This is a genomic window from Microbacterium sp. RU1D, from assembly GCF_900156435.1.
GTDB lineage: Bacteria > Actinomycetota > Actinomycetes > Actinomycetales > Microbacteriaceae > Microbacterium.
In genome coordinates this window covers 82,779-101,540 of the sequence record NZ_FTPQ01000002.1, presented here as the reverse complement: position 1 = coordinate 101,540, position 18,762 = coordinate 82,779, and the positions used below count along the sequence as shown (strand labels likewise).

Sequence of the window (18,762 nt, the reverse complement as noted above, 5' to 3'; positions counted from 1 at the left end):
CTTCAGTACGTCCGGAGGAGGTCGGCGAGAACACGTCGACCGAACTCGAGCGCGTCGACGGGGACGCGCTCGTCGACACCGTGGAACATCCCGGTGAAGTCGAGACCGGCGGGCAGTCGCAGCGGTGCGAAGCCGTAGCCGGAGATTCCGAGGGCCGACAGCGCCTTGTTGTCGGTGCCGCCGCCCATCAGGTACGGCACGACGGGCACGCCGGGGTCGTGTCGGCTCAACTGCGCGACCATGGCATCGACGAGGTCGCCCGAGAAGGGCACTTCGAGACCGATGTCCTGGTGCACGATCTCGATGTCGACGCCGTCGCCGACGATGCGGCGGATGTCGGCAAGGGCCGCCTGCTCCGTGCCGGGCAGCACGCGCACGTCGATGAGCGCCTCCGCGCGGTCGGGGATGACGTTGTGCTTGTAGCCGGCGGTCAGCCCCGTGGGGTTCGTCGTCGTCCGCAGGGTCGAACGGATGAAGCTGGATGCCGCGCCCGTGCGCATCGCGAGGGTGTCGGGATCGCCCGCTTCGTCACCCGTGATGTCGGCCAAGCCCGCCAGGAGCGCCGTCGTGGTGTCGGTCAGGCGGATGGGCCACTCCGTGCGGCCGAGCGCCGCCACGGCCTCCGCGAGCCGCGTCACGGCGTTGTCGGCGTGCAGGCCGCTGCCGTGTCCGGCGCGCCCGCGCGCGACGAGCTTGATCCAGATCAGGGCCTTCTCGCCCACCTGCAGCAGGTAGGCGCGGCGGTCGCCGACGGCGATCGAGTAGCCGCCCACCTCGCTGATCGCCTCGGTGGCGCCGGCGAACCACTCGGGGCGGTCCTTCACGACGCGCGCGGAGCCCTCGACGCCGCCGTTCTCCTCGTCGGCGAAGAACGTCACGATCACGTCGCGCTCGGGCTGCTCCCCCGCGCGCAGCAGGTCGGCGACGGAGGTGAGGATCATGGCATCCATGTCCTTCATGTCGACCGCTCCGCGGCCCCACAGGATGCCGTCGCGGATCTCGCCCGCGAAAGGGTCGACGCTCCAGTCTTCGGCGACGGCGGGCACGACGTCGAGGTGCCCGTGCAGGATCAGCGCCGGCTTGTCGCGGTCGCGGCCGGGGACGCGGGCGCAGACGTTCGTGCGACGCTCGACGGGTTCGTAGTACGCCGTCTCGAGCCCGAGGTCTTCGAGGTAGGCCCCGACGTATTCGGCCGCCTCGCGCTCGCCGTTCGCGCGGCCACCGCCGTAGTTCGAGGTGTCGAAGCGAATGAGGTCGGATGCGATGCGGGCGACCTCGGGGACGTCGGTTTCGAGCTCGGGCATGCGCACTACGGTACCGGCGGCCGGGGCGCTCCCCCGACGCATGTCGCCGCGCGACGGTCGCCGACCACGGGGGCCCCGGGTTCGGACGCGCCCGGGCGTCACCGTCGGTTCGAGGCGGGGCGCCGGGCGTGGTAATGTCGTTCCTCGTTGCGAAAGTGACAAAACACCCAGATGCGCGGGTGGCGGAATAGGTAGACGCGCTAGCTTGAGGTGCTAGTGCCCTTTAACGGGCGTGGGGGTTCAAGTCCCCCCTCGCGCACAGAACGAAGAAGGCCCCGGATTCGTCCGGGGCCTTCTTCGTCGTCTGCGGGAGGGGGAGGGCTGTGAACCCGTGCGGGGTTGGGGCCACGCCGCCGCAGGCTCTGCGCGCCGCGCAGCGGCGGGACTGCGCCGCGCCGCGCCGGCCTCGCCCCGTCGCGCGAACCGTGACGCCATAGAAACACCGGTGTGACATGGCGCGCTTAGCGTCGAGGCGTCCCCCGGCAGATCGGATCACGCATGGCTCGCTTCCACGTCCCCACCATCGACATCTCGGCGTGGGTGGGTCCCGGCTCTCCCGACGCCCGCGCGGCGGTCGTGGCGGCGATCGACCACGCGTGTCGCACGGTGGGCTTCATGCAGATCGTGGGGCACGGCATCCCGAACGGGGTCATCGACGATCTCGGGCGCGGACTGGACGAGTTCTTCGCGTTGCCGCTGGAAGCGAAGAAGAAGTACGTGCGCCCGGGTGGCGAGAACCGCGGGTACAGCCCGCCCAAGAGCGAGTCGCTCAGCTACAGCCTGGGAGTGGACCCGGTCACCCGCATGAACGACTTCTTCGAGGCGTTCAACGTCGGAACGTCGTGGCGCGAGTACCCGGGCAGCACGGCGACTGCCGACGACTATGCCGAGAACACCTGGCCCGACGACACCGCCGTCTTCGAACCCGCCGTCACGACCTACTACGACGAGGCGCGCCGGGTGGCGCAGACCCTCACCCGCATCTTCGCCGTGGCCCTGCGGGTGCCGGAAAACTTCTTCGGCGACGTCACCGATCATTCGATCGACGTGCTGCGCATGAACAACTACGCCCTGCCGCCGGGCTCGATCGAACTGGGCGCCGAGCTGACGGGCATGGGCGAGCACACCGACTTCGGCCTCGTGACGGTGCTGTGGGCGGACCGGGTCGCGGGACTGCAGGTGCTCGGGCTCGACGGGTCGTGGAACGACGTCTCCCCCGCCGAGGGCGCGCTGCTGGTGAACCTGGGGGACGTGGCCGCCCGCCTGACCAACGACAAGTGGCTGTCGACGCTGCACCGGGTGAAGCCCCCGGTGATCGACGGCACCATCGAGCGACGCCGGTCGGCGGCGTTCTTCCACGACGGCAATGCGGATGCCGTAATCGCCCCGCTTCCGGGATTCGTCACGGACGACGCCCCCGCGCTGTACGAGCCGGTCACCGTGCGGGAGCACATCATGGCCAAGCTCGCCGGCTCCCGCGCCGGGCGCAAGAACGTCGGCGCGGTGCGCGAGGCCGCGCGGGTCGCGGCGGCCGGGCGGGGCTGAACCCCGGCGCCGGGAAACGCCCGCTGCACCCAGAACCGCTCGCGGAGAGCGTGCCTCGGTGCAGCGAGCGTTCATCACCGGATGCCGCGGCGCCGGGCGTGCGCGGCGACCTCCAGGTCGCACGCCGGACGGCGCGGATCAGGCCGCTGACACCCCGAACAGCAGACCCAGCACGTACGTCACCGCGGCGGCGCCGAAACCGATCGCGAGCTGGCGCAGACCGCGCTTGAGCGGCGAAGCGCCCGAGAGCAAACCGACCATCGCGCCGGTGGCCATCAGGGCGATGCCGACGAGGCCCAGGGCGAGAGCGACGGCGCCGAAGCCGCTCATGCCGAGGATCCACGGCAGCACCGGGATGATGGCCCCCGAGGCGAAGAACAGGAAGCTCGACAGCGCCGCGCCCCAGGCGCTGCCGACGACGTCGTGCGACGACTCCCCCGGGGCCGCGGCGACGGGCGCGCTGCCGGCCTGGGCGGCGGTGACGACCTCGCGGGCCTTGTCGAGGGCGGCGTCGGAGTCCATGCCGCGCGTGCGGTACACGAGGGCGAGCTCGTTGGCATCCAGGTCGAGGTGAGGCAGGGCGGAGTCGGCGAAGTCGCTCTCCTCCGTGGCCTCGAGCAGCTCGCGCTGCGAGCGGACGGAGACGAATTCGCCCGCGCCCATCGAGAGGGCGCCCGCGAGCAGGCCCGCGATGCCGCTGAACAGCACGAAACTGGGTGCCACGCCCGTCGCCCCGACGCCCATCACGAGCGCGAGGTTGGAGACGAGGCCATCGTTGGCGCCGAACACGGCGGCGCGGAAAGTCCCGGAGAGGCGTCGGCGGCCACGCGCGGCGAGGCCGCGGACGACCTCGTGGTGCACGCGCTCGTCGGCGGCCATCGCGGCCGTGGCGTAGGGCTCGTCGGCGTACGGCGATCGCGCCTCGGCGTTCTGCGCGAGGGCGAGCACGAAGATCGAGCCGAAGCGGCGGGCCATCCACGCCAGCAGGCGCGTGCCGATCCCGGGCGCCGGCAGGCGCGTCGGCGTCTCGCCCAGGAGGTCGATCCAGTGCTGCTCGTGCCGCCCCTCGGCCTCGGCGAGCTCGAGCAGGATGTCGCGCTCCTCGCCGGTGCGACGGGACGCCAGCTCGCGGTAGACGCGGGCTTCCGCGCGTTCGTCGACGAGATAGCGCGCCCAGCGACGGCGGTCGCGGGCGGTGGGTGTGGCGGAGGTCGTCACGGGGGCTCCTTCGGGTCGTCCCCACCGTAATGAGCGGCATCCGCTCCCCCGGGCGCGTCGGTCGATACTGACAGCATTTCGGCCCTCCGAAGCCCGGAAAGACGCGGATGCCGCAGGCCCGGTGCCAGCATTTCGGAGCCTCGAAACCGCGGAGCGCGGGGGCGCGGCGCAGGCGGTGCCGGACCGGTCCCGGCGCGCCGGGTCAGGAATGCACGCGGCGGCGCAGCACGTCGATGCGCGCCTGCAGCTGCGCGACGGTCGCGTGCGAGACGGCGGGACCGCCGCACAACCGGCGGAGTTCGGCGTGCACGAGACCGTGCGGCTCGCCGGTCTGGCGGGCGTAGAGCCCCACCATCGTGTTCAGCAGCTGGCGCTGCTCCTTGAGCGTGCGGTGCAGGGGGCCGGGGAGCCCGCCCTCGTCGACCGACGGCGGCTCGACGCCGCTCTCCTTCTCGCTCGCCTCGCGGGTGGAGCGATGGCGCGACTGCCGCGTGGCACGCGACATGAGCACCTCGTGCACCTGCTCGGGTTCGAGGAGCCCCGGGATGCCGAGGAACTCCTCCTCCTCGATGGTTCCCGGAACCGCGAGCTGGCCGAACTCCTGCCCGTCGAAGAGCACGCGGTCGAAATGCGCGAGCGAGCCCAGCGCCTGATATTCGAACTCCTGCTCGAGCGCGTCGGACGCCTTGTCCTCGCGCTCGGCGGCATCCATCATGTCTTCTTCGGCGTTCCACTGGTCTTCCGCGTCGCTGTCGCGGTCGAGGGCGTGGTCGCGCTGCGCCTCCATCTCGCCGGCGAGGGCGAGCAGCTGCGGGACGTTGGGAAGGAAGACGCTCGCGGTCTCACCGCGTCGGCGGGCCCGGACGAAGCGGCCGATGGCCTGCGCGAAGAACAGCGGCGTCGAGGCGCTCGTGGCGTAGACGCCGACCGCGAGTCGCGGCACGTCGACGCCCTCCGACACCATGCGCACGGCGACCATCCAGCGGCTCGTGCCCTTCGAGAACGTCTCGATGCGGCCCGAGGCCTCGGCCTCGTCGGAGAGCACGACGGTGACCTTCTCGCCGCTGATGTCTTCGAGGATGGCGGCGTAGGCGCGCGCAGCGGTCTGGTCGGTCGCGATGACCAGGCCGCCGGCATCCGGGACCGTCTCGCGCACCTCGGTGAGCCGACGGTCGGCGGAGCGCAGGACCGCGGGGATCCAGTCGCCGTTGGGGTCGAGGGCGGTGCGCCAGGCCTGAGAGGTGATGTCCTTGGTGTTGTCCTGGCCGAGCTGGGCCTCCATCTCCTCGCCCGCCTTGGTGCGCCAGCGCATCTGCCCGGCGTAGACGAGGAAGAAGACCGGACGCACGACGCCGTCGTCGAGGGCGCGGCGGTAGCCGTAGGCGTAGTCGGTGCGGGACAGACGGATGCCCTTGGAGTTGGGGTGGTACTCGACGAACGGGATCGGGGCGGTGTCGCTGCGGAACGGCGTTCCCGACAGCAGCAGACGCCGGGTCGCACGGTTGTACGCCTCGCGCAGGGCGTCGCCCCAGCTGAGCGCGTCGCCGCCGTGATGCACCTCGTCGAGGATGACCAGCGTCCGGGCATCCATCGTCAGGCGCTGGTGCACCTCGGCCTTCACCGCGACCTGCGCGTAGGTGACCGCGACGCCGTGGTACTGCCGGGAGGGCGTGGCGTGGCGGTTCGAGAAGAAGGGATCGAGACGGATGCCGACCCGCGCGGCCGCCTCGGCCCACTGGGTCTTGAGGTGCTCGGTGGGGGCCACGACGACGATGCGGTCGACCACGCGGCGGCGCATGAGCTCGGACGCGAGGCGGAGGGCGAACGTCGTCTTACCGGCGCCGGGGGTGGCCGCGGCGAGGAAGTCGCGGGGCCCCTTTCCCACGCCGTCGGGCCCGTCGGAGCCGAAGTACTGATCCAGCGCCTCGGCCTGCCATGCGCGAAGGCGCTGCGCGGTTCCCCACGGGGCGCGCTGCGGGAACGAGGGTGACAGGTGCTCGGCGGCGAAGGAGCCGAAGTGCGGTTCCGCACCGTCGACCGGCCCGTCGAACGCCGGGTCGGGCGTCGCACCCGGAGCGGGTGCGTCGGCGACCGGGGCGGTGGCGTGGGAGGGATCGACCGGGGTGGATGCCGAGGGGGCGGACGCCACGCGCGCGGCGTCGCGGGGCGCGTCGGGGGTCGCGGCGCCGGTGTACGCCGCGGGCCCGGGGCTCGCGGCCGGACCGGGACTCGCGACAGGGCCAGGACTCGCGACCGGACCAGGACTCGCGACAGGTCCAGGACTCGCGACAGGGCCAGGACTCGCGATGCGTGGGGGTGGGGTCGTGGCATCCGCGTGAGAGAGGTTCGGGGTGCGGGCTTCTTCTTCCAGCATCGAACCTCCTTCCCTCGCGAGCGCGAACATCCACGATAGGCGACCTCGAGCTGCGACATGCCCGGGCTCGGGACGGATCCCCCGCGTCACCGGCGATAAACGCGATCCGTGCCGAGAAACGCGGGGACGCAGCGTTTCTGCGCAGGAATCGCGTTTTTGCGGGCACCGCGGCGGGGTAGCTCGCGAGCTGCCATAGCCGAGACAACGGCACCCCGCTAGCGCCCGGCACCGCGCCTCACCCGCCCGGACGTCTCCTCGGACGGGCAGCACGCCCTCGGCATCCCTCCTTGCCGTGTCGGAGGCCGGGGGTACCGTGGGCTACGGAGGTTTCGATGACTCTCGATCCGCGCTCGCCCCGCACCCCGTCTTCGCCCGACAACCCCGGACCGCACCCCTGGCGCCGATTCGTCGCCCTGGGCGATTCGTTCACCGAGGGCATCGGCGACCCCCTGCCCGACGGCGGCCACCGCGGGTGGGCCGACCGCGTCGCAGAGGTGCTCGGCGCCCAGGTCGATGACTTCGCGTACGCCAACCTCGCCGTGCGCGGCAAGCTCATCGGCCAGATCGTGGCCGACCAGATCGAGCCCGCGCTGGCACTGAAGCCCGACCTGATCACCATCTCGGCGGGCGGCAACGATGTCATCCGCCCCGGCAGCGACCCCGACGCGGTCTCCCGGCAGTTCGAAGACGCCGTCGCTCGCCTGCGCGGCGGCGGGGCGACGGTCGTGGTCTTCACCGCGATCGACACCGAGTTCACGCCGGTGTTCCGCGGCATCCGGGGCAAGGTCGCGATCTACAACGAGAACATCCGCTCGATCGCCGATCGCTACGACTGCGTCGTCGCCGACCAGTGGGGGCTGAAAGAGGTGCAGGACATGCGTTTCTTCGACGACGACCGGCTGCATTACAACTCCCTCGGGCACCACGAGGTCGCCCGCATGGTGCTGCGCGCGCTCAACGTGCCCAACGACCTCGAGCCCCTGCAGGCCGAGACCCAGGCGATCACGACGTGGCGCGCTGCGCGCGAGAAAGACCTCGTCTGGGCGCGTGAGTACCTCGTCCCCTGGGTGCTGCGGCGGTTGCGGCATCAATCGTCGGGCGACCACATCCTGCCGAAGCGTCCCGATCCGCTCCCGGTGGTCACCCTGGCCCCGGGTCGGGATGCCGCGGGCTCACGCGAGACGCAGGTTTGATCACGATGCCTGCCCTTCCCGACGCGGTGACGGCACTGCTTGACGCCGCCGACGCCGACGCGCTCCTGCGCGACGCGGATGCGCTCGCCGAGGGCCTGGCCGAGGCGGGCTGGGCACCGGAGGTCGAGAGCGGACGCTTCAGCGCCGACGGGTGGGACGTGCTGTCGTCGGCCTGGGCGCCGAGCCTGTCGGTGTTCTTCGACGGCGACGCGCGAGAGGTACGGGCTGCGGCCCTCGCCGTGGCGGGGGCCCTGGGCACGGGCGACGCGTGGGAAAAGGTCGACTCCGACGGTCCCGATTGGTCGATGTGGTCGGTCGACGACAAGCGCTGGCACGCCGTCGACGAGATCGACGGGCTGCAGTGGAGGGGCCACGGCGTTGTCGTCTCGCTCTTCACCGCGCCCGAGACCCCGGCCGGCGGCAGCACGCTGCCCGCGCACCTGCAGCTCGCGCTCGAGAGGGACGACACGCCCGCGGAAGGACTCGTCCGCGACGACGCTCGCGACCGCCGCATCCTCGAGGACGGCTCCGTCGTGGAGCGCTGGTACCTCGTCGGCGCGCCCGATCTGCCGGACGAACTGCTCACGTCGCTCGAGGACGATCCCGACCCGCGCGTGCGCGCCGCCGCTCTTTCGGAACGCACGATGCGACGCGGAGGCATCGGGTCGGTGTGAGCGGCGCGGATCGCCGTGTCGCGGGGTCACCGGCCCGGTTTGCGTGGTGCGGATCGCCGTGTCGCGGGGGTGGCACCGGAACGCGTCACCGCTCACCGGGCCGCCGATCATGGCCGCATCGCGCACTCGCGACCTGACGCAGCCCGCGCTCGCTCCGCGCTCCCGGACATCCCGCGCGTCAGCGCCGCCCCCGCCCGAGTTCCCACAGCGCCACCGCGCTCGCCGCGGCGACGTTGAGCGAATCCACTCCCCCGGCCATCGGGATCGTCACGACGCTGTCGGCCGCGGCGAGCGCACCGCGGCTGAGGCCGTCGCCCTCGGCGCCGAGCAGCAGGGCGACACGGTCGTGTCCCGCGGCCGAGAAGGCGTCGAGCGTCACCGCGTCGTCCGACAGGGCAAGGGCAGCCAGGTGGAAGCCGGCGTCGTGCAAAAGGGGGGTGGCATCCGTCCATTCGGGCAGACGCGTCCACGGCACCTGGAACACGGTGCCCATGCTCACCCGGACGCTGCGGCGGTACAGGGGGTCGGCGCAGCGCGGGGTCACGAGCACGGCGTCGGCTCCGAGAGCCGCGGCCGACCGGAACGCCGCGCCGATGTTCGTGTGGTCGACGATGTCCTCGAGCACGACGACGAGCCGCGCGTCGCGGACGACCTCGGCGACGGATGCCAGCGCCGGGCGGTGCATGGAGGCCAAGAGCCCGCGGTGCACGGTATACCCCGTGACCTGCTCGGCGATCTCCGCCGGCACGACGTAGACCTCGGCATCCTCCCCCACCAGGGCGAGGGCGTCGGCGAGGAATTTCTCCTGCACGAGGACGGAGCGCGGGCGGTGTCCGGCGCGGAGGGCCCGGTCGAGCACCTTCGACGATTCCGCGATGTAGAGGCCGCCCGCGGGCTCGGTCACGCGGCGCAGCGACACGTCGGTGAGGTCGCGGTAGTCGGCGAGGCGCGGGTCGTCGGCGGAGTCGAGCGGGATGACGGGCATCGTCCCATCGTGCCAGTCCCCCGCGCACGCTCTTCCTCCGCAGCATTCTCCGCGGGTGTCCCTGACACGCCGCGCCGGCAGCCCGTCGCCGGCGTGTCCTGGACACTCGACGATCGGGAGCCGATGCCCGGCCCGCGCCTTCCGGGTTCGAGAGTCCGAGACACCCGGTGCTTACGCCACGTGCAGCGCCCGCCCGCCGGCGATGACCAGGGCCCGCTCGGGCTGGCGCACGAGGGCGTCCATCGGGTTCTCGGCATCCATCAGCACGATGTCGGCGCGGGCGCCCTCGACGAGGTCGTGCACCGTGCGGCCGACGGCCCAGGCGGCGGCGCTCGTGGCGAGGCGCACGACGCGCAGCAGATCCTCGTCGCGCACGAGTCCCCCGGCGCGGGCGTACTGCCATGCGATGCCGAGGGTGTCGCCCGTGCCGTAGGGGCTCCAGAGATCGCGGATGCCGTCGGTGCCGAGTCCGAGGGCGACCCCGGCCGCGTCGAGATCGGCGAGGGGCAGCTGGGGCCTGCCGAGCGGGGCGACGGTGGTGAGGGTGATGCCGGCGTCGGCCAGGGACGCGAGGAGCTCGCGGCGGCGGGCGGGGTCGAGCTGCGCGACGGCGAAGCCGTGGGCGATGTTCACCCGCCCGTGCAGTCCGAGCCGCGCGGTGCGCTCGACGAGCAGCTCGATCTGGAACGCCCCGAGCTCGGCGGGGTCGTGCAGGTGGATGTCGATGCCGACCCCGGTCTCGGCCGCGAGCGCGGTGACGGCGTCGATCTGGCCGACGGGGTCGCGGTCGATGGATGCCGGGTCGAGTCCGCCGAGCCAGCGCACGCTGTCACGTCCGGCGGCCTCTCGCAGCAGGGCGAGCACCCCGGGGCGGCGCAGGACGCCGTCCTGCGGGAACGCCACGATCTGCACGTCGAGGGCGCCCGCGTACGCCGCCGCGGCCTCTTCGACCGCCTCGATCCCGCGCAGCCCGATGCCGGGGTCGATGTCGACGTGCGTGCGGATGGCGGTGGTGCCGCGCAGCACGAGCTGTCGCAGCACGTGGGCGGCTCGGGCGGCCGAGGGGATGCCGAGGGCGTCGCGCTCGTCGCGCTCGCGGCGGATGCGGCCCTCGACCGACCCCTCTCCCCCGTACGACTGCCACGGCAGCCCCCACCACGACTTGTCGACGTGGGCGTGCGCGTTGACGATGCCGGGGAGGGCGAGCAGCCCCCGTCCGTCGAATTCGCGGATGCCGATCGGCTCGTCTCCCGCGGGGCGGATGCCGGCGATGAGCCCGTCGGCGATGTCGATGTCGACCGGGTCGCCGCCCCAGGGCCGCACGCGGCGGAGGCTGGTGACGTCGAGCATGGCGGGTGGGGCGATGGGGGGCATGGGCTCAGTATCGGCGGGGCGGGCGGGTGATTCCGGGTGCCGCGCGGGTCGAAGCGATCCGTGGACGCGGTCGGTGGTCGTCGTGCCGCCGCGAGCGGGAGTCGATGGCTGGTGGCCGATCTCACCGCCCCTCGGGCGGGCCGGGGCGTCGGCGCCCCGCCATAGACTCGATACGACGGAGGTGCGTATGACCGACACGGTGCAGGATGCCGGGTTCTCGGCATCCGTCGATCGCGCCGTCGAGGTTCTCGCCGGCCGTCGGGTGGCCGTGCTGACCGGTGCCGGGGTCTCCACCGACTCGGGCATCCCCGACTACCGCGGCAAGGGCGCGCCCACGCGCACCCCGATGACCGCCCAGCAGTTCTTGGCGAGCGCCGAGGCGCGGCGCCGCTACTGGGTCGGCAGCCACCTCGGGTGGAAGGTCTTCGCCGCCGCCGAGCCCAACGGGGGCCATCGCGCCCTCGCCGCGCTCGAGGCGGCCGGAGTGGCCAACGGCGTCGTCACGCAGAACGTCGACGGCCTGCACGTGCGGGCGGGCAGCGGGCGGGTCGTGGAACTGCACGGGACCATGCGCCGGGTGGGATGCCTGCACTGCGGGCAGGTGTTCGACCGCCGCGACCTCGCGGAGCGCGTCGAGGCCGACAACCCGTGGATCACCCTGCCCGAGAACGTCGAACTGGGTCCCGACGGCGACGTGACCCCCGCCTCGGCCGACGGCTTCGTCGTGCCGGTGTGCTCGGTGTGCGGCGGCACGCTCAAGCCCGACGTGGTGTTCTTCGGCGAATACATCCCGGTCGAGCGGTTCCGCGAGGCCGAGCAGCTGGTGCACACCAGTAACGCGCTCGTGGTGGCCGGGTCGTCGCTCGTGGTGAACTCCGGCATCCGTCTCGTCGAAAGGGCGCGCCGCAAGCGTCTGCCGGTGGTCATCGTCAACCGCGGAGAGACGCGGGCCGATCAGCGCGCGAGCGTCAAGATCGACGGCAGCACGACCGAGGTGCTGCAAGCGTTCGCCGAGCGCCTGCCGGGCCTGCTCTGAAGCCGGCCCGCGCGTTCGAGGACGTGCCAGGCGTCGGGCTCACGGACGCCCCGCCGCGCGCCGCCGGTTAGGCTCGAACGGTGACCATCCTGACTCTTGTGCGACACGGTGAGACGGCCTGGAACTTCGGCGGACGCATTCAGGGCTCCACCGACATCCCGCTGAACGACACCGGACGCGTGCAGGCCCAGGGCATCGCCGAGACCCTCGCGGCGGAGTACGCCGGCCGCGAGGTGGTGATCGTCTCGAGCGATCTGTCGCGTGCCGCCGAGACGGCCGACATCATCGCGGCCGCCCTCGGGACGACGGTCTCGCGCCGCCTGCCCGGTCTGCAGGAGCGCTCCTACGGCGACGCCGAGGGGATGGACGCCCCGACCTTCTCCGACACCTACGGCCCGTGGCACGCCGCCGACGTGCCCGGCGCCGAAGCCTGGCCCGTCGTGCGGGAGCGCGCGCTCGCCGCGATCGCCGAGGTGGTGGCCTCCACCCCCGCCGATGTCGACGTGATCGCTGTGGCCCACGGTGCGTTGATCCGCGAGGTCATCCTGTTCGCCACCGACGGGGAGTTCCCCCGCGAGGGCGAGCGGCTGCCGAACTGCTCGGCGACGACGTTCCGCCTCGACGGCGACGCGTGGGAGATGCTCGCGTACGCGGGCGTCGCGAGCTAGGCGGGACAGCGGTCGCGGTACTGCAGCGCGAGATCCCTGAGCTCGGCGAAGGGGCCGGCGCTCCCACGACCCCCGGCGGCTTCGACAGGCTCAGCGACCCCGCGCGTGACCCGCTGGCGTCGACAGGCTCAGCCACCTCGCGCCGCTCGCGCGACCAGCGCGCGCGCGTGCCGCAGGATCGGCTCGTCGATCATGCGCCCCTCGTACCGGAAGACGCCGCGCTCCCCCACGGCGGCGTCGAGCACGCCCCGGGCCCACGCGACCTGCTCCGCACTCGGGGCGTAGGCTGCGCGGATCGTCGCGACCTGACCCGGGTGGATGCACGCGGTCGCCGCGAACCCGGATGCCGCGGCATCCTGCGCCTCGACGGACAGCCCCTCCACGTCGGCGATGTCGACGTGCACGGCGTCGACAGCTCTCTTGCCGGAGGCCCCGGCCGCCAGCAGCACGCGGGCACGCGCGAGGCGGGCGACGTCGCGGTAGCCGCCGTCGTCGCGCCGGCTGGAGATGCCGCCGAGGCTGGCGACGAGGTCCTCCGCGCCCCACATGAGCGCGACGACCTGGGGCAGCGCGGCGAGCTGCTCGGCGTGCACGACGCCGCGCGCGGTCTCGCACAGGGCGATCACGTCGTACCGCTCGAGGGCGGCGAGGGATGCCGGGTCCTCGGCCTTGGCGACCATGACGGTGCGTACGCGGGTCTGCGCGAGGGCGGCGAGGTCGCGCGCGAACTCCGGCGTCTGCGGACCGTTGACCCGCACGACGACGCGGTCGGGATCGGGATCGGCGGCGATCATCGCCGCGCGCGCCGAGGACTTGGCATCCGGAGCGACCGCGTCCTCGAGGTCGAGGATCGCGGCATCCGCCCGTTCCAGGGCCTTCGACAGCCGCTCGGGGCGATCTCCCGGGACGAACAGCAGCGCCGGTCCCAGGGTGAACGCGCGCGTCACGCCGCCGCCTCCTGCGCCCACACCAGCACCGTGCGCGTCGCGGTGGCGACCACCTCGTCGTTCTGCGAGCGTCCCGTGTGCGCCATGACGACGACACCCTGACCGGGGCGGGATGCCGAGGGCCGCACCGAGACGATCTCCGTCTCGGCCGTGAGGGTGTCACCGACGAACAGCGGCGCCGGGAAGCTCACGTCGGTGAGGCCGAGCTGCGCGACGAGCGTCCCCTGCGTGAGTTGGCCGACCGACAGCCCCACCAGGGTCGACAGGGTCCACATCGAGTTCACCAGCGGCCGGCCGAACGGCTGGGACGCCGCGTACGCGGCATCCAGGTGCAGCGCCTGCGGGTTCATAGTGAGGGTGGTGAACAGCACGTTGTCGGCGTCGGTCACGGTGCGCCCGGGACGGTGCGCGTACTTCTCGCCGACGACGAACTCCTCCAGAAACAGGCCGCGCTGCTCGATCATGCGGCAACGGTACCGGTGAGTCCCAGCGCGCGCGAGATCACCATGAGCTGCACCTCGGTCGTGCCCTCGCCGATCTCGAGGATCTTCGAGTCGCGGTAGTGCCGCGCGACCGGGTACTCGTTGATGAACCCGTTGCCTCCGAACACCTGCGTCGCATCGCGGGCGTTGGCCATCGCGGCGTCGCTGGCGGTCATCTTGGCGACCGCGGCATCCACCGAGAACGGCTTGCCGGCGTCGCACAGGCGCGCCGCGTGCACCCACGCCAGGCGCGCGGTGTGCACGCGCGCGTGCATGCGCGCGAGGAGGAACTGCATGCTCTGGCGCGTCGACAGGCGCTCGCCGAAGACCGTGCGACTGCGGGCGTAATCGACGGCGGCTTCGAGGCAGCCCTCCGCGGCGCCGGTGGCGAGGGCGGCGATGGCGACACGGCCCTCGTCGAGCGTGCGCAGGAAGTTCTTGAACCCGTGGCCGCGTTCGCCGAGCAGGTTCGCGGCGGGCACCCGCACCCCGTCGAAGGTGAGCGGGTGGGTGTCGGAGGCGTTCCAGCCGACCTTGTCGTAGGCGGGCCCGACGGTGAAGCCCGGCGTGCCGTTGGGGACGATGATCGTCGAGATCTCGGGGCGGCCCGCGTCGGTGCGCCCGGTCACCGCCGTGACGGTGACGAACCGGGTGATGTCGGTGCCGGAGTTGGTGATGAACTGCTTCGACCCGTCGATCACCCACTCATCGCCCTCCCGGCGCGCCGTGGTGCGCGTGGCGCCGGCGTCGCTGCCGGCTTCGGCCTCGGTCAGACCGAAACCGGCGAGCGCGCGACCGGCGACGAGGTCGGGCAGGTGCTCCGCCTTCTGCTCCGCGGTGCCGTAGCGGTGGATCGGCATGGCGCCGAGGCCGACTCCGGCCTCGAGGGTGATCGCCATCGACTGGTCGACGCGCGCGACGCCCTCGATCGCGACGCAGAGGCTCGCGTAGTCGCCGCCCTGTCCGCCGATCTCCTCGGGGAAGGGCAGTCCGAACAGGCCGAGCTCGCCCATCTGCTCGACGATGTCGAGGGGAAGCGCGTGCGCACGGTCGGCCTCGTAGGAGCGGGGCGCGATCACCTCGTCGGCGAACTCGCGCACCATCGCGCTCAGTTCGCGCTCGTCGTCGGTGAAGGCCTGCTGGCTGTCGATGCTCACGGGTGGGTCTCCTTGGGGGAAGGGGTGGGGACGGATGCCGGGATGCCGGCGGAAGGGTCGGAACCGGCGGGAGTGGCTGAGCCTGCCGAAGCCGCCGGCGCCACCGACGCCGGTGGGGTACCGGTCCTTTCGACGGGCTCAGTGATCTGAGGCTCGGGGCGCTCGGCGGCGGGGGTCACCGTGGCGACGACAGCGTCGCGGGCGACCTGGGCGCCCGCGGACGTGCGCAGCCGCACCGTCCCGGCATGGGGCGCGACAACCGTGTGCTCCATCTTCATCGCCTCGATGGTGACGAGCCGGGCGCCCGCCTCGACGGTGTCGCCGTCGTGCGCGTGCACGGCGACGACGGTGCCGGGCAGCGGGGCGACGAGGTCGGGATCGACGGCTCCCCGCGCGCGGCCCACGGCGACACGGCGGCGCTCCGCGTCGGCCCGACGGGAGACGAGACGCAGACGATGCGCCCCGCCGTCGGCGTGCACCCAGTACTCGACGGGGCCGCCCGTCACGACAGCTTCGACCTCGCCCGGCGTGACAGTGTGCACGCACCCGGCGTCGTCCTCCAGAGACACCGTCTGGTGAGCCGCCGCTCCCCCGGCGCGCCACGCCCCGACGCGGCCCCAGACCGATGCGTCCACCGGGGCGCCGGCATCCACCACCGCCGCGGCCACCGCGGCGAGCGCGTCCGGCGAGGGTTCCGGAGCCTCGGGTGTCCCCCGCCGGTCGAGCAATCCCGTGTCGAGGTCGCCGCCGCGCACGGCCGGCTCGGCGAGCAGCGCGCGCAGGTCGGCGATGTTGGTGTCGACGCCGAGCACGATCGTCTCGGCGAGCGCCGCGTCGAGACGGGCAAGGGCGGTGTCGCGGTCGGGCCCGTGCGCGATGACCTTGGCGATCATGGGGTCGTACAGGGGGCTGATCACACTCCCGGTCTCGACGGCGCTGTCGACGCGAGCGGGTCCGGGATGCCAGGCCGTCACGGTCCCGGTGGCGGGGAGGTAGCCGCGCGCCGGGGTCTCGACGTACACGCGCGCCTCGATCGCATGACCGTCGAGGCGGATCTCGCCGGTCTCGAGCGGCAGGCCGGCCGCGACCCGCAGCTGCTGCTCGACGAGGTCGACACCGGTGACGAGCTCTGTCACGGGGTGCTCGACCTGGAGGCGCGTGTTCATCTCGATGAAGAACGGCTCGTCGATCCGGTCGCCGGCGACGAGGAATTCCACCGTGCCCGCGCCGAGGTAGCCGACGCTGCGGGCGGCGGCGACGGCGGCCTCTGCGAGGAGGGCCCGCGTCGCGGCATCCACCACGGGTGAGGGCGCCTCCTCGATGACCTTCTGATGCCGCCGCTGCAGGGTGCACTCGCGCTCGCCGAGGGAGATGGTCGTGCCGTGCGCGTCGGCGAGCACCTGCACCTCGATGTGCCGCGGGCGCTCGAGCAGGCGCTCGAGCAGCAGGGTGTCGTCGCCGAACGCGGCCCGCGCGACGCGGCGGGCGGTGGCGAGTGCGTCCGGCAGGTCGGCGGGACCGGTGGCGACCGTCATCCCCTTCCCGCCGCCGCCGGCGGAGGGCTTCACCAGCAGGGGGTACCCGGCGCGGTCGGCGGATGCCGCGATCTCGGTGTCGGAGAGTCCCGCGGCCGAGAAGCCCGGCACCGTGGGCACGCCGTGCCCGGCGACGTGCGCCTTCGCGCGGATCTTGTCGCCCATGACCTCCAGCGCCTCGACGCCCGGGCCGACGAAGACGACTCCGGCGACGGCGCACGCGCGGGCGAAGGCGGCGTTCTCGCTCAGGAAGCCGTACCCGGGGTGCACGGCATCCGCTCCGCTCGACACGGCGGCGGCGATCACCGCGTCGACGTCGAGATACGACGGAACCCGCACGGCATGGTCGGCCTCGCGGGCGTGGGGGGAACCGGCATCCGCGTCGGTGTACACCGCCACGGAACGGATGCCGAGGCGGCGGAGCGTGCGGAACACGCGGCGGGCGATCTCGCCGCGGTTGGCGACGAGGACGGTGCGGAACAGGGGGGCGGGGGTGTTCACAGTCACATCCGGAAGAGGCCGAAGCCCCGGTCGGCCAGCGGGACGCGGCTGACGACGTCGAGGGCGAGCCCCAGCATCGTGCGCGTGTCGACGGGATCGATCACGCCGTCGTCCCACAGGCGGGCGGTGGCGTAGTACGGGTCGCCCTGCTCCTCGTAGCGGGCGCGGATGGGCTCTTCGAACGCGCGCTGCTCGGCATCCGTCCACTCCTCGCCCCGGGCGGCGCGCTGATCGCGCTGGACGGTGGAGAGGACGGATGCCGCTTGCGCACCGCCCATCACCGAGATGCGGCTCGCGGGCCAGGTCCACAGGAACCGCGGATCATAGGCGCGACCGCACATGGCGTAGTTGCCGGCGCCGTACGACCCACCGACGAGGACGGTGAGCTTGGGCACGCGCGTGGTGGCGACGGCGGTGACCATCTTGGCGCCGTCCTTCGCGATGCCGCCGGCCTCGGCATCCCGCCCCACCATGAAGCCGGTGATGTTCTGCAGGAACAGCAGGGGGATGCCGCGCTGGTCGGCGAGCTCGATGAAGTGCGCCGCCTTCAGGGCCGACTCGCTGAAGAGCACGCCGTCGTTCGCGATGATCGCGACCGGGTGCCCGTGCAGGCGCGCGAAGGTCGTGATGACGCTCTCGCCGTAGAGCGCCTTGAACTCGTGCAGGGAGGCGGCGTCGACGAGGGTGTCGATGATCGCGCGCATGTCGACGGGCTGCGCGACGTCGGCCGGGACGAGGCCGTAGAGGTCTTGCGGATCGCGCGCGGGCTCCGCGGGCTCCTCGACCTGCCACACCGGCGCCGGCGTCGGAGGGAGGGTCGCGACGATGTCGCGCACGATCTCGAGGGCGTGCTCGTCGTCGTCGGCGAGGTGGTCGACCACTCCCGAGCGACGCGCGTGCAGGTCGCCGCCGCCGAGCTGCTCAGCGGTGACGTCCTCGCCGATGGCGGCCTTCACCAAGGGCGGCCCGCCGAGGAACACCGTGCCCTGGCCCCGCACGATCACGCTCTCGTCGCTCATCGCCGGGACGTACGCGCCTCCCGCCGTGCAGGAGCCCATCACCGCGGCGATCTGCGGGACGCCGCGCGCCGACAACTGCGCCTGGTTGCGGAAGATGCGACCGAAGTGGTCGCGGTCGGGGAACACCTCGTCCTGCATCGGCAGGAACGCTCCCCCGGAGTCGACGAGGTAGACGCACGGCAGGCGGTTGTCGAGCGCGATTTCCTGCGCGCGCAGGTGCTTCTTCACCGTCAGCGGGAAATAGGCGCCTCCCTTCACCGTCGCGTCGTTGGCGACGACCATCACGTGCCGCCCGTGCACGAGACCGATGCCGGCGACGACCCCCGCGGCCGGAGCGCCGCCGTCGTACAGACCGTGGGCGGCGAGCGGGGCGACCTCGAGGAAGGGGCTACCCTCGTCGAGCAGGCGATCGATGCGGTCGCGGGCGAGGAGCTTGCCCCGCGCCGTGTGCCGCTCGCGGGCGGCGTCGGAGCCCCCGCGCGCGGTGCGGGCGAGGGTGGCGCGGAGGGCGGCTGCGAGGTCGCGCTGGGTCGGTGCGGTCGCGCGTCGGGCGAGGTCGTCGGGGCCGGGGGCTGGGGCCGCGGGCTCGGCGCCCGCGGGGCGTGCAGCGGGCGCGGCGCCCGCGGGCTGTTCGGCGGTGGGGGCTGCGTGTGCAGGCGCTGCGGTTGCAGGCGCTGTGTCCGCGATCCCTGCGGACGAATCCGGTGCTGTGCTCATGGCGGCTTTCCGTTCCGGTGGCCGCATCGTCGA

The 18,762-nt window shown here is 72.8% G+C and carries 15 protein-coding genes and 1 tRNA gene; 6 read left to right on the top strand and 10 right to left on the bottom strand.

Annotated features, from left to right (window positions below):
• Nucleotides 1–2: 2 nt before the first annotated feature.
• Complete coding sequence (locus B0B15_RS09195; RefSeq protein ID WP_076675426.1) at nucleotides 3–1,304, bottom strand: M20/M25/M40 family metallo-hydrolase; 1,302 nt, start codon at nucleotides 1,302–1,304, stop codon at nucleotides 3–5.
• Nucleotides 1,305–1,477: 173 nt separating this feature from the next.
• On the opposite strand from B0B15_RS09195, the gene B0B15_RS09190 reads away from it, so the two are divergent.
• Both B0B15_RS09190 and B0B15_RS09185 read left to right on the top strand, forming a co-directional pair.
• Nucleotides 1,478–1,563 (top strand) — tRNA-Leu (locus B0B15_RS09190).
• A gap of 239 nt (nucleotides 1,564–1,802) precedes the next feature.
• Nucleotides 1,803–2,849 (top strand): isopenicillin N synthase family dioxygenase, encoded by a 1,047-nt coding sequence (locus tag B0B15_RS09185; RefSeq protein WP_076675425.1) that lies wholly within the window; start codon nucleotides 1,803–1,805, stop codon nucleotides 2,847–2,849.
• A 138-nt stretch (nucleotides 2,850–2,987) separates the two neighbouring features.
• Here B0B15_RS09185 and B0B15_RS09180 read toward each other — a convergent pair whose 3' ends face one another.
• Nucleotides 2,988–4,067, bottom strand: coding sequence for a VIT1/CCC1 transporter family protein (locus B0B15_RS09180; protein ID WP_076675423.1), 1,080 nt, complete (start codon nucleotides 4,065–4,067; stop codon nucleotides 2,988–2,990).
• Between the two features lie 202 nt (nucleotides 4,068–4,269).
• A complete protein-coding gene (locus B0B15_RS09175; protein WP_076676426.1) occupies nucleotides 4,270–6,060 on the bottom strand; it encodes a DEAD/DEAH box helicase in 1,791 nt (596 codons plus the stop codon).
• A gap of 713 nt (nucleotides 6,061–6,773) precedes the next feature.
• Between B0B15_RS09175 and B0B15_RS09165 the strand changes: the two genes are divergently transcribed.
• Together B0B15_RS09165 and B0B15_RS09160 are read left to right on the top strand one after the other, a co-directional pair.
• Nucleotides 6,774–7,634 carry an SGNH/GDSL hydrolase family protein gene (locus tag B0B15_RS09165; protein WP_076675422.1) on the top strand — a complete coding sequence of 287 codons (861 nt, stop codon included), beginning with the start codon at nucleotides 6,774–6,776 and terminating at the stop codon, nucleotides 7,632–7,634.
• Between the two features lie 5 nt (nucleotides 7,635–7,639).
• The gene (locus tag B0B15_RS09160; protein ID WP_091366446.1) at nucleotides 7,640–8,308 is read left to right on the top strand and encodes a hypothetical protein; all 669 of its coding nucleotides are present in this window, start codon (nucleotides 7,640–7,642) and stop codon (nucleotides 8,306–8,308) included.
• Nucleotides 8,309–8,486: 178 nt separating this feature from the next.
• Here the strand turns inward: B0B15_RS09160 and B0B15_RS09155 are convergent, their stop codons facing one another.
• Together B0B15_RS09155 and B0B15_RS09150 are read right to left on the bottom strand one after the other, a co-directional pair.
• The gene (locus B0B15_RS09155; RefSeq protein ID WP_076675419.1) at nucleotides 8,487–9,293 is read right to left on the bottom strand and encodes a TrmH family RNA methyltransferase; all 807 of its coding nucleotides are present in this window, start codon (nucleotides 9,291–9,293) and stop codon (nucleotides 8,487–8,489) included.
• A 171-nt stretch (nucleotides 9,294–9,464) separates the two neighbouring features.
• Nucleotides 9,465–10,667: an amidohydrolase family protein gene (locus B0B15_RS09150; protein WP_076675417.1), complete on the bottom strand. Its 1,203-nt coding sequence runs from the start codon at nucleotides 10,665–10,667 to the stop codon at nucleotides 9,465–9,467.
• 187 nt (nucleotides 10,668–10,854) lie between these two features.
• Here B0B15_RS09150 and B0B15_RS09145 point away from each other — a divergent pair, with 187 nt between their 5' ends.
• Entirely contained in the window at nucleotides 10,855–11,703 is an 849-nt protein-coding gene (locus tag B0B15_RS09145; protein ID WP_076675416.1) for a Sir2 family NAD-dependent protein deacetylase, read from the top strand.
• 80 nt (nucleotides 11,704–11,783) lie between these two features.
• A complete protein-coding gene (locus tag B0B15_RS09140) occupies nucleotides 11,784–12,371 on the top strand; it encodes a histidine phosphatase family protein (RefSeq protein WP_076675414.1) in 588 nt (195 codons plus the stop codon).
• 128 nt (nucleotides 12,372–12,499) lie between these two features.
• Here B0B15_RS09140 and B0B15_RS09135 read toward each other — a convergent pair whose 3' ends face one another.
• Genes B0B15_RS09135 through B0B15_RS09115 form a run of 5 tightly spaced genes read right to left on the bottom strand, consistent with a single transcriptional unit; the run spans nucleotide 12,500 to nucleotide 18,729 of the window.
• The gene (locus B0B15_RS09135; RefSeq protein WP_076676424.1) at nucleotides 12,500–13,318 is read right to left on the bottom strand and encodes an HpcH/HpaI aldolase/citrate lyase family protein; all 819 of its coding nucleotides are present in this window, start codon (nucleotides 13,316–13,318) and stop codon (nucleotides 12,500–12,502) included.
• Complete coding sequence (locus tag B0B15_RS09130) at nucleotides 13,315–13,782, bottom strand: MaoC family dehydratase (RefSeq protein WP_076675413.1); 468 nt, start codon at nucleotides 13,780–13,782, stop codon at nucleotides 13,315–13,317. The genes B0B15_RS09135 and B0B15_RS09130 overlap by 4 nt, the downstream gene beginning before the upstream one ends.
• Entirely contained in the window at nucleotides 13,779–14,957 is a 1,179-nt protein-coding gene (locus B0B15_RS09125) for an acyl-CoA dehydrogenase family protein (protein WP_076675411.1), read from the bottom strand. Before B0B15_RS09125 ends, B0B15_RS09130 begins: the two co-directional genes overlap by 4 nt.
• A complete protein-coding gene (locus B0B15_RS09120; RefSeq protein ID WP_076675410.1) occupies nucleotides 14,954–16,999 on the bottom strand; it encodes an acetyl/propionyl/methylcrotonyl-CoA carboxylase subunit alpha in 2,046 nt (681 codons plus the stop codon). Before B0B15_RS09120 ends, B0B15_RS09125 begins: the two co-directional genes overlap by 4 nt.
• Nucleotides 16,996–18,729, bottom strand: a complete 1,734-nt coding sequence (locus B0B15_RS09115; RefSeq protein WP_083708969.1) for a carboxyl transferase domain-containing protein — start codon at nucleotides 18,727–18,729, stop codon at nucleotides 16,996–16,998. The genes B0B15_RS09120 and B0B15_RS09115 overlap by 4 nt, the downstream gene beginning before the upstream one ends.
• Nucleotides 18,730–18,762 lie beyond the last annotated feature (33 nt).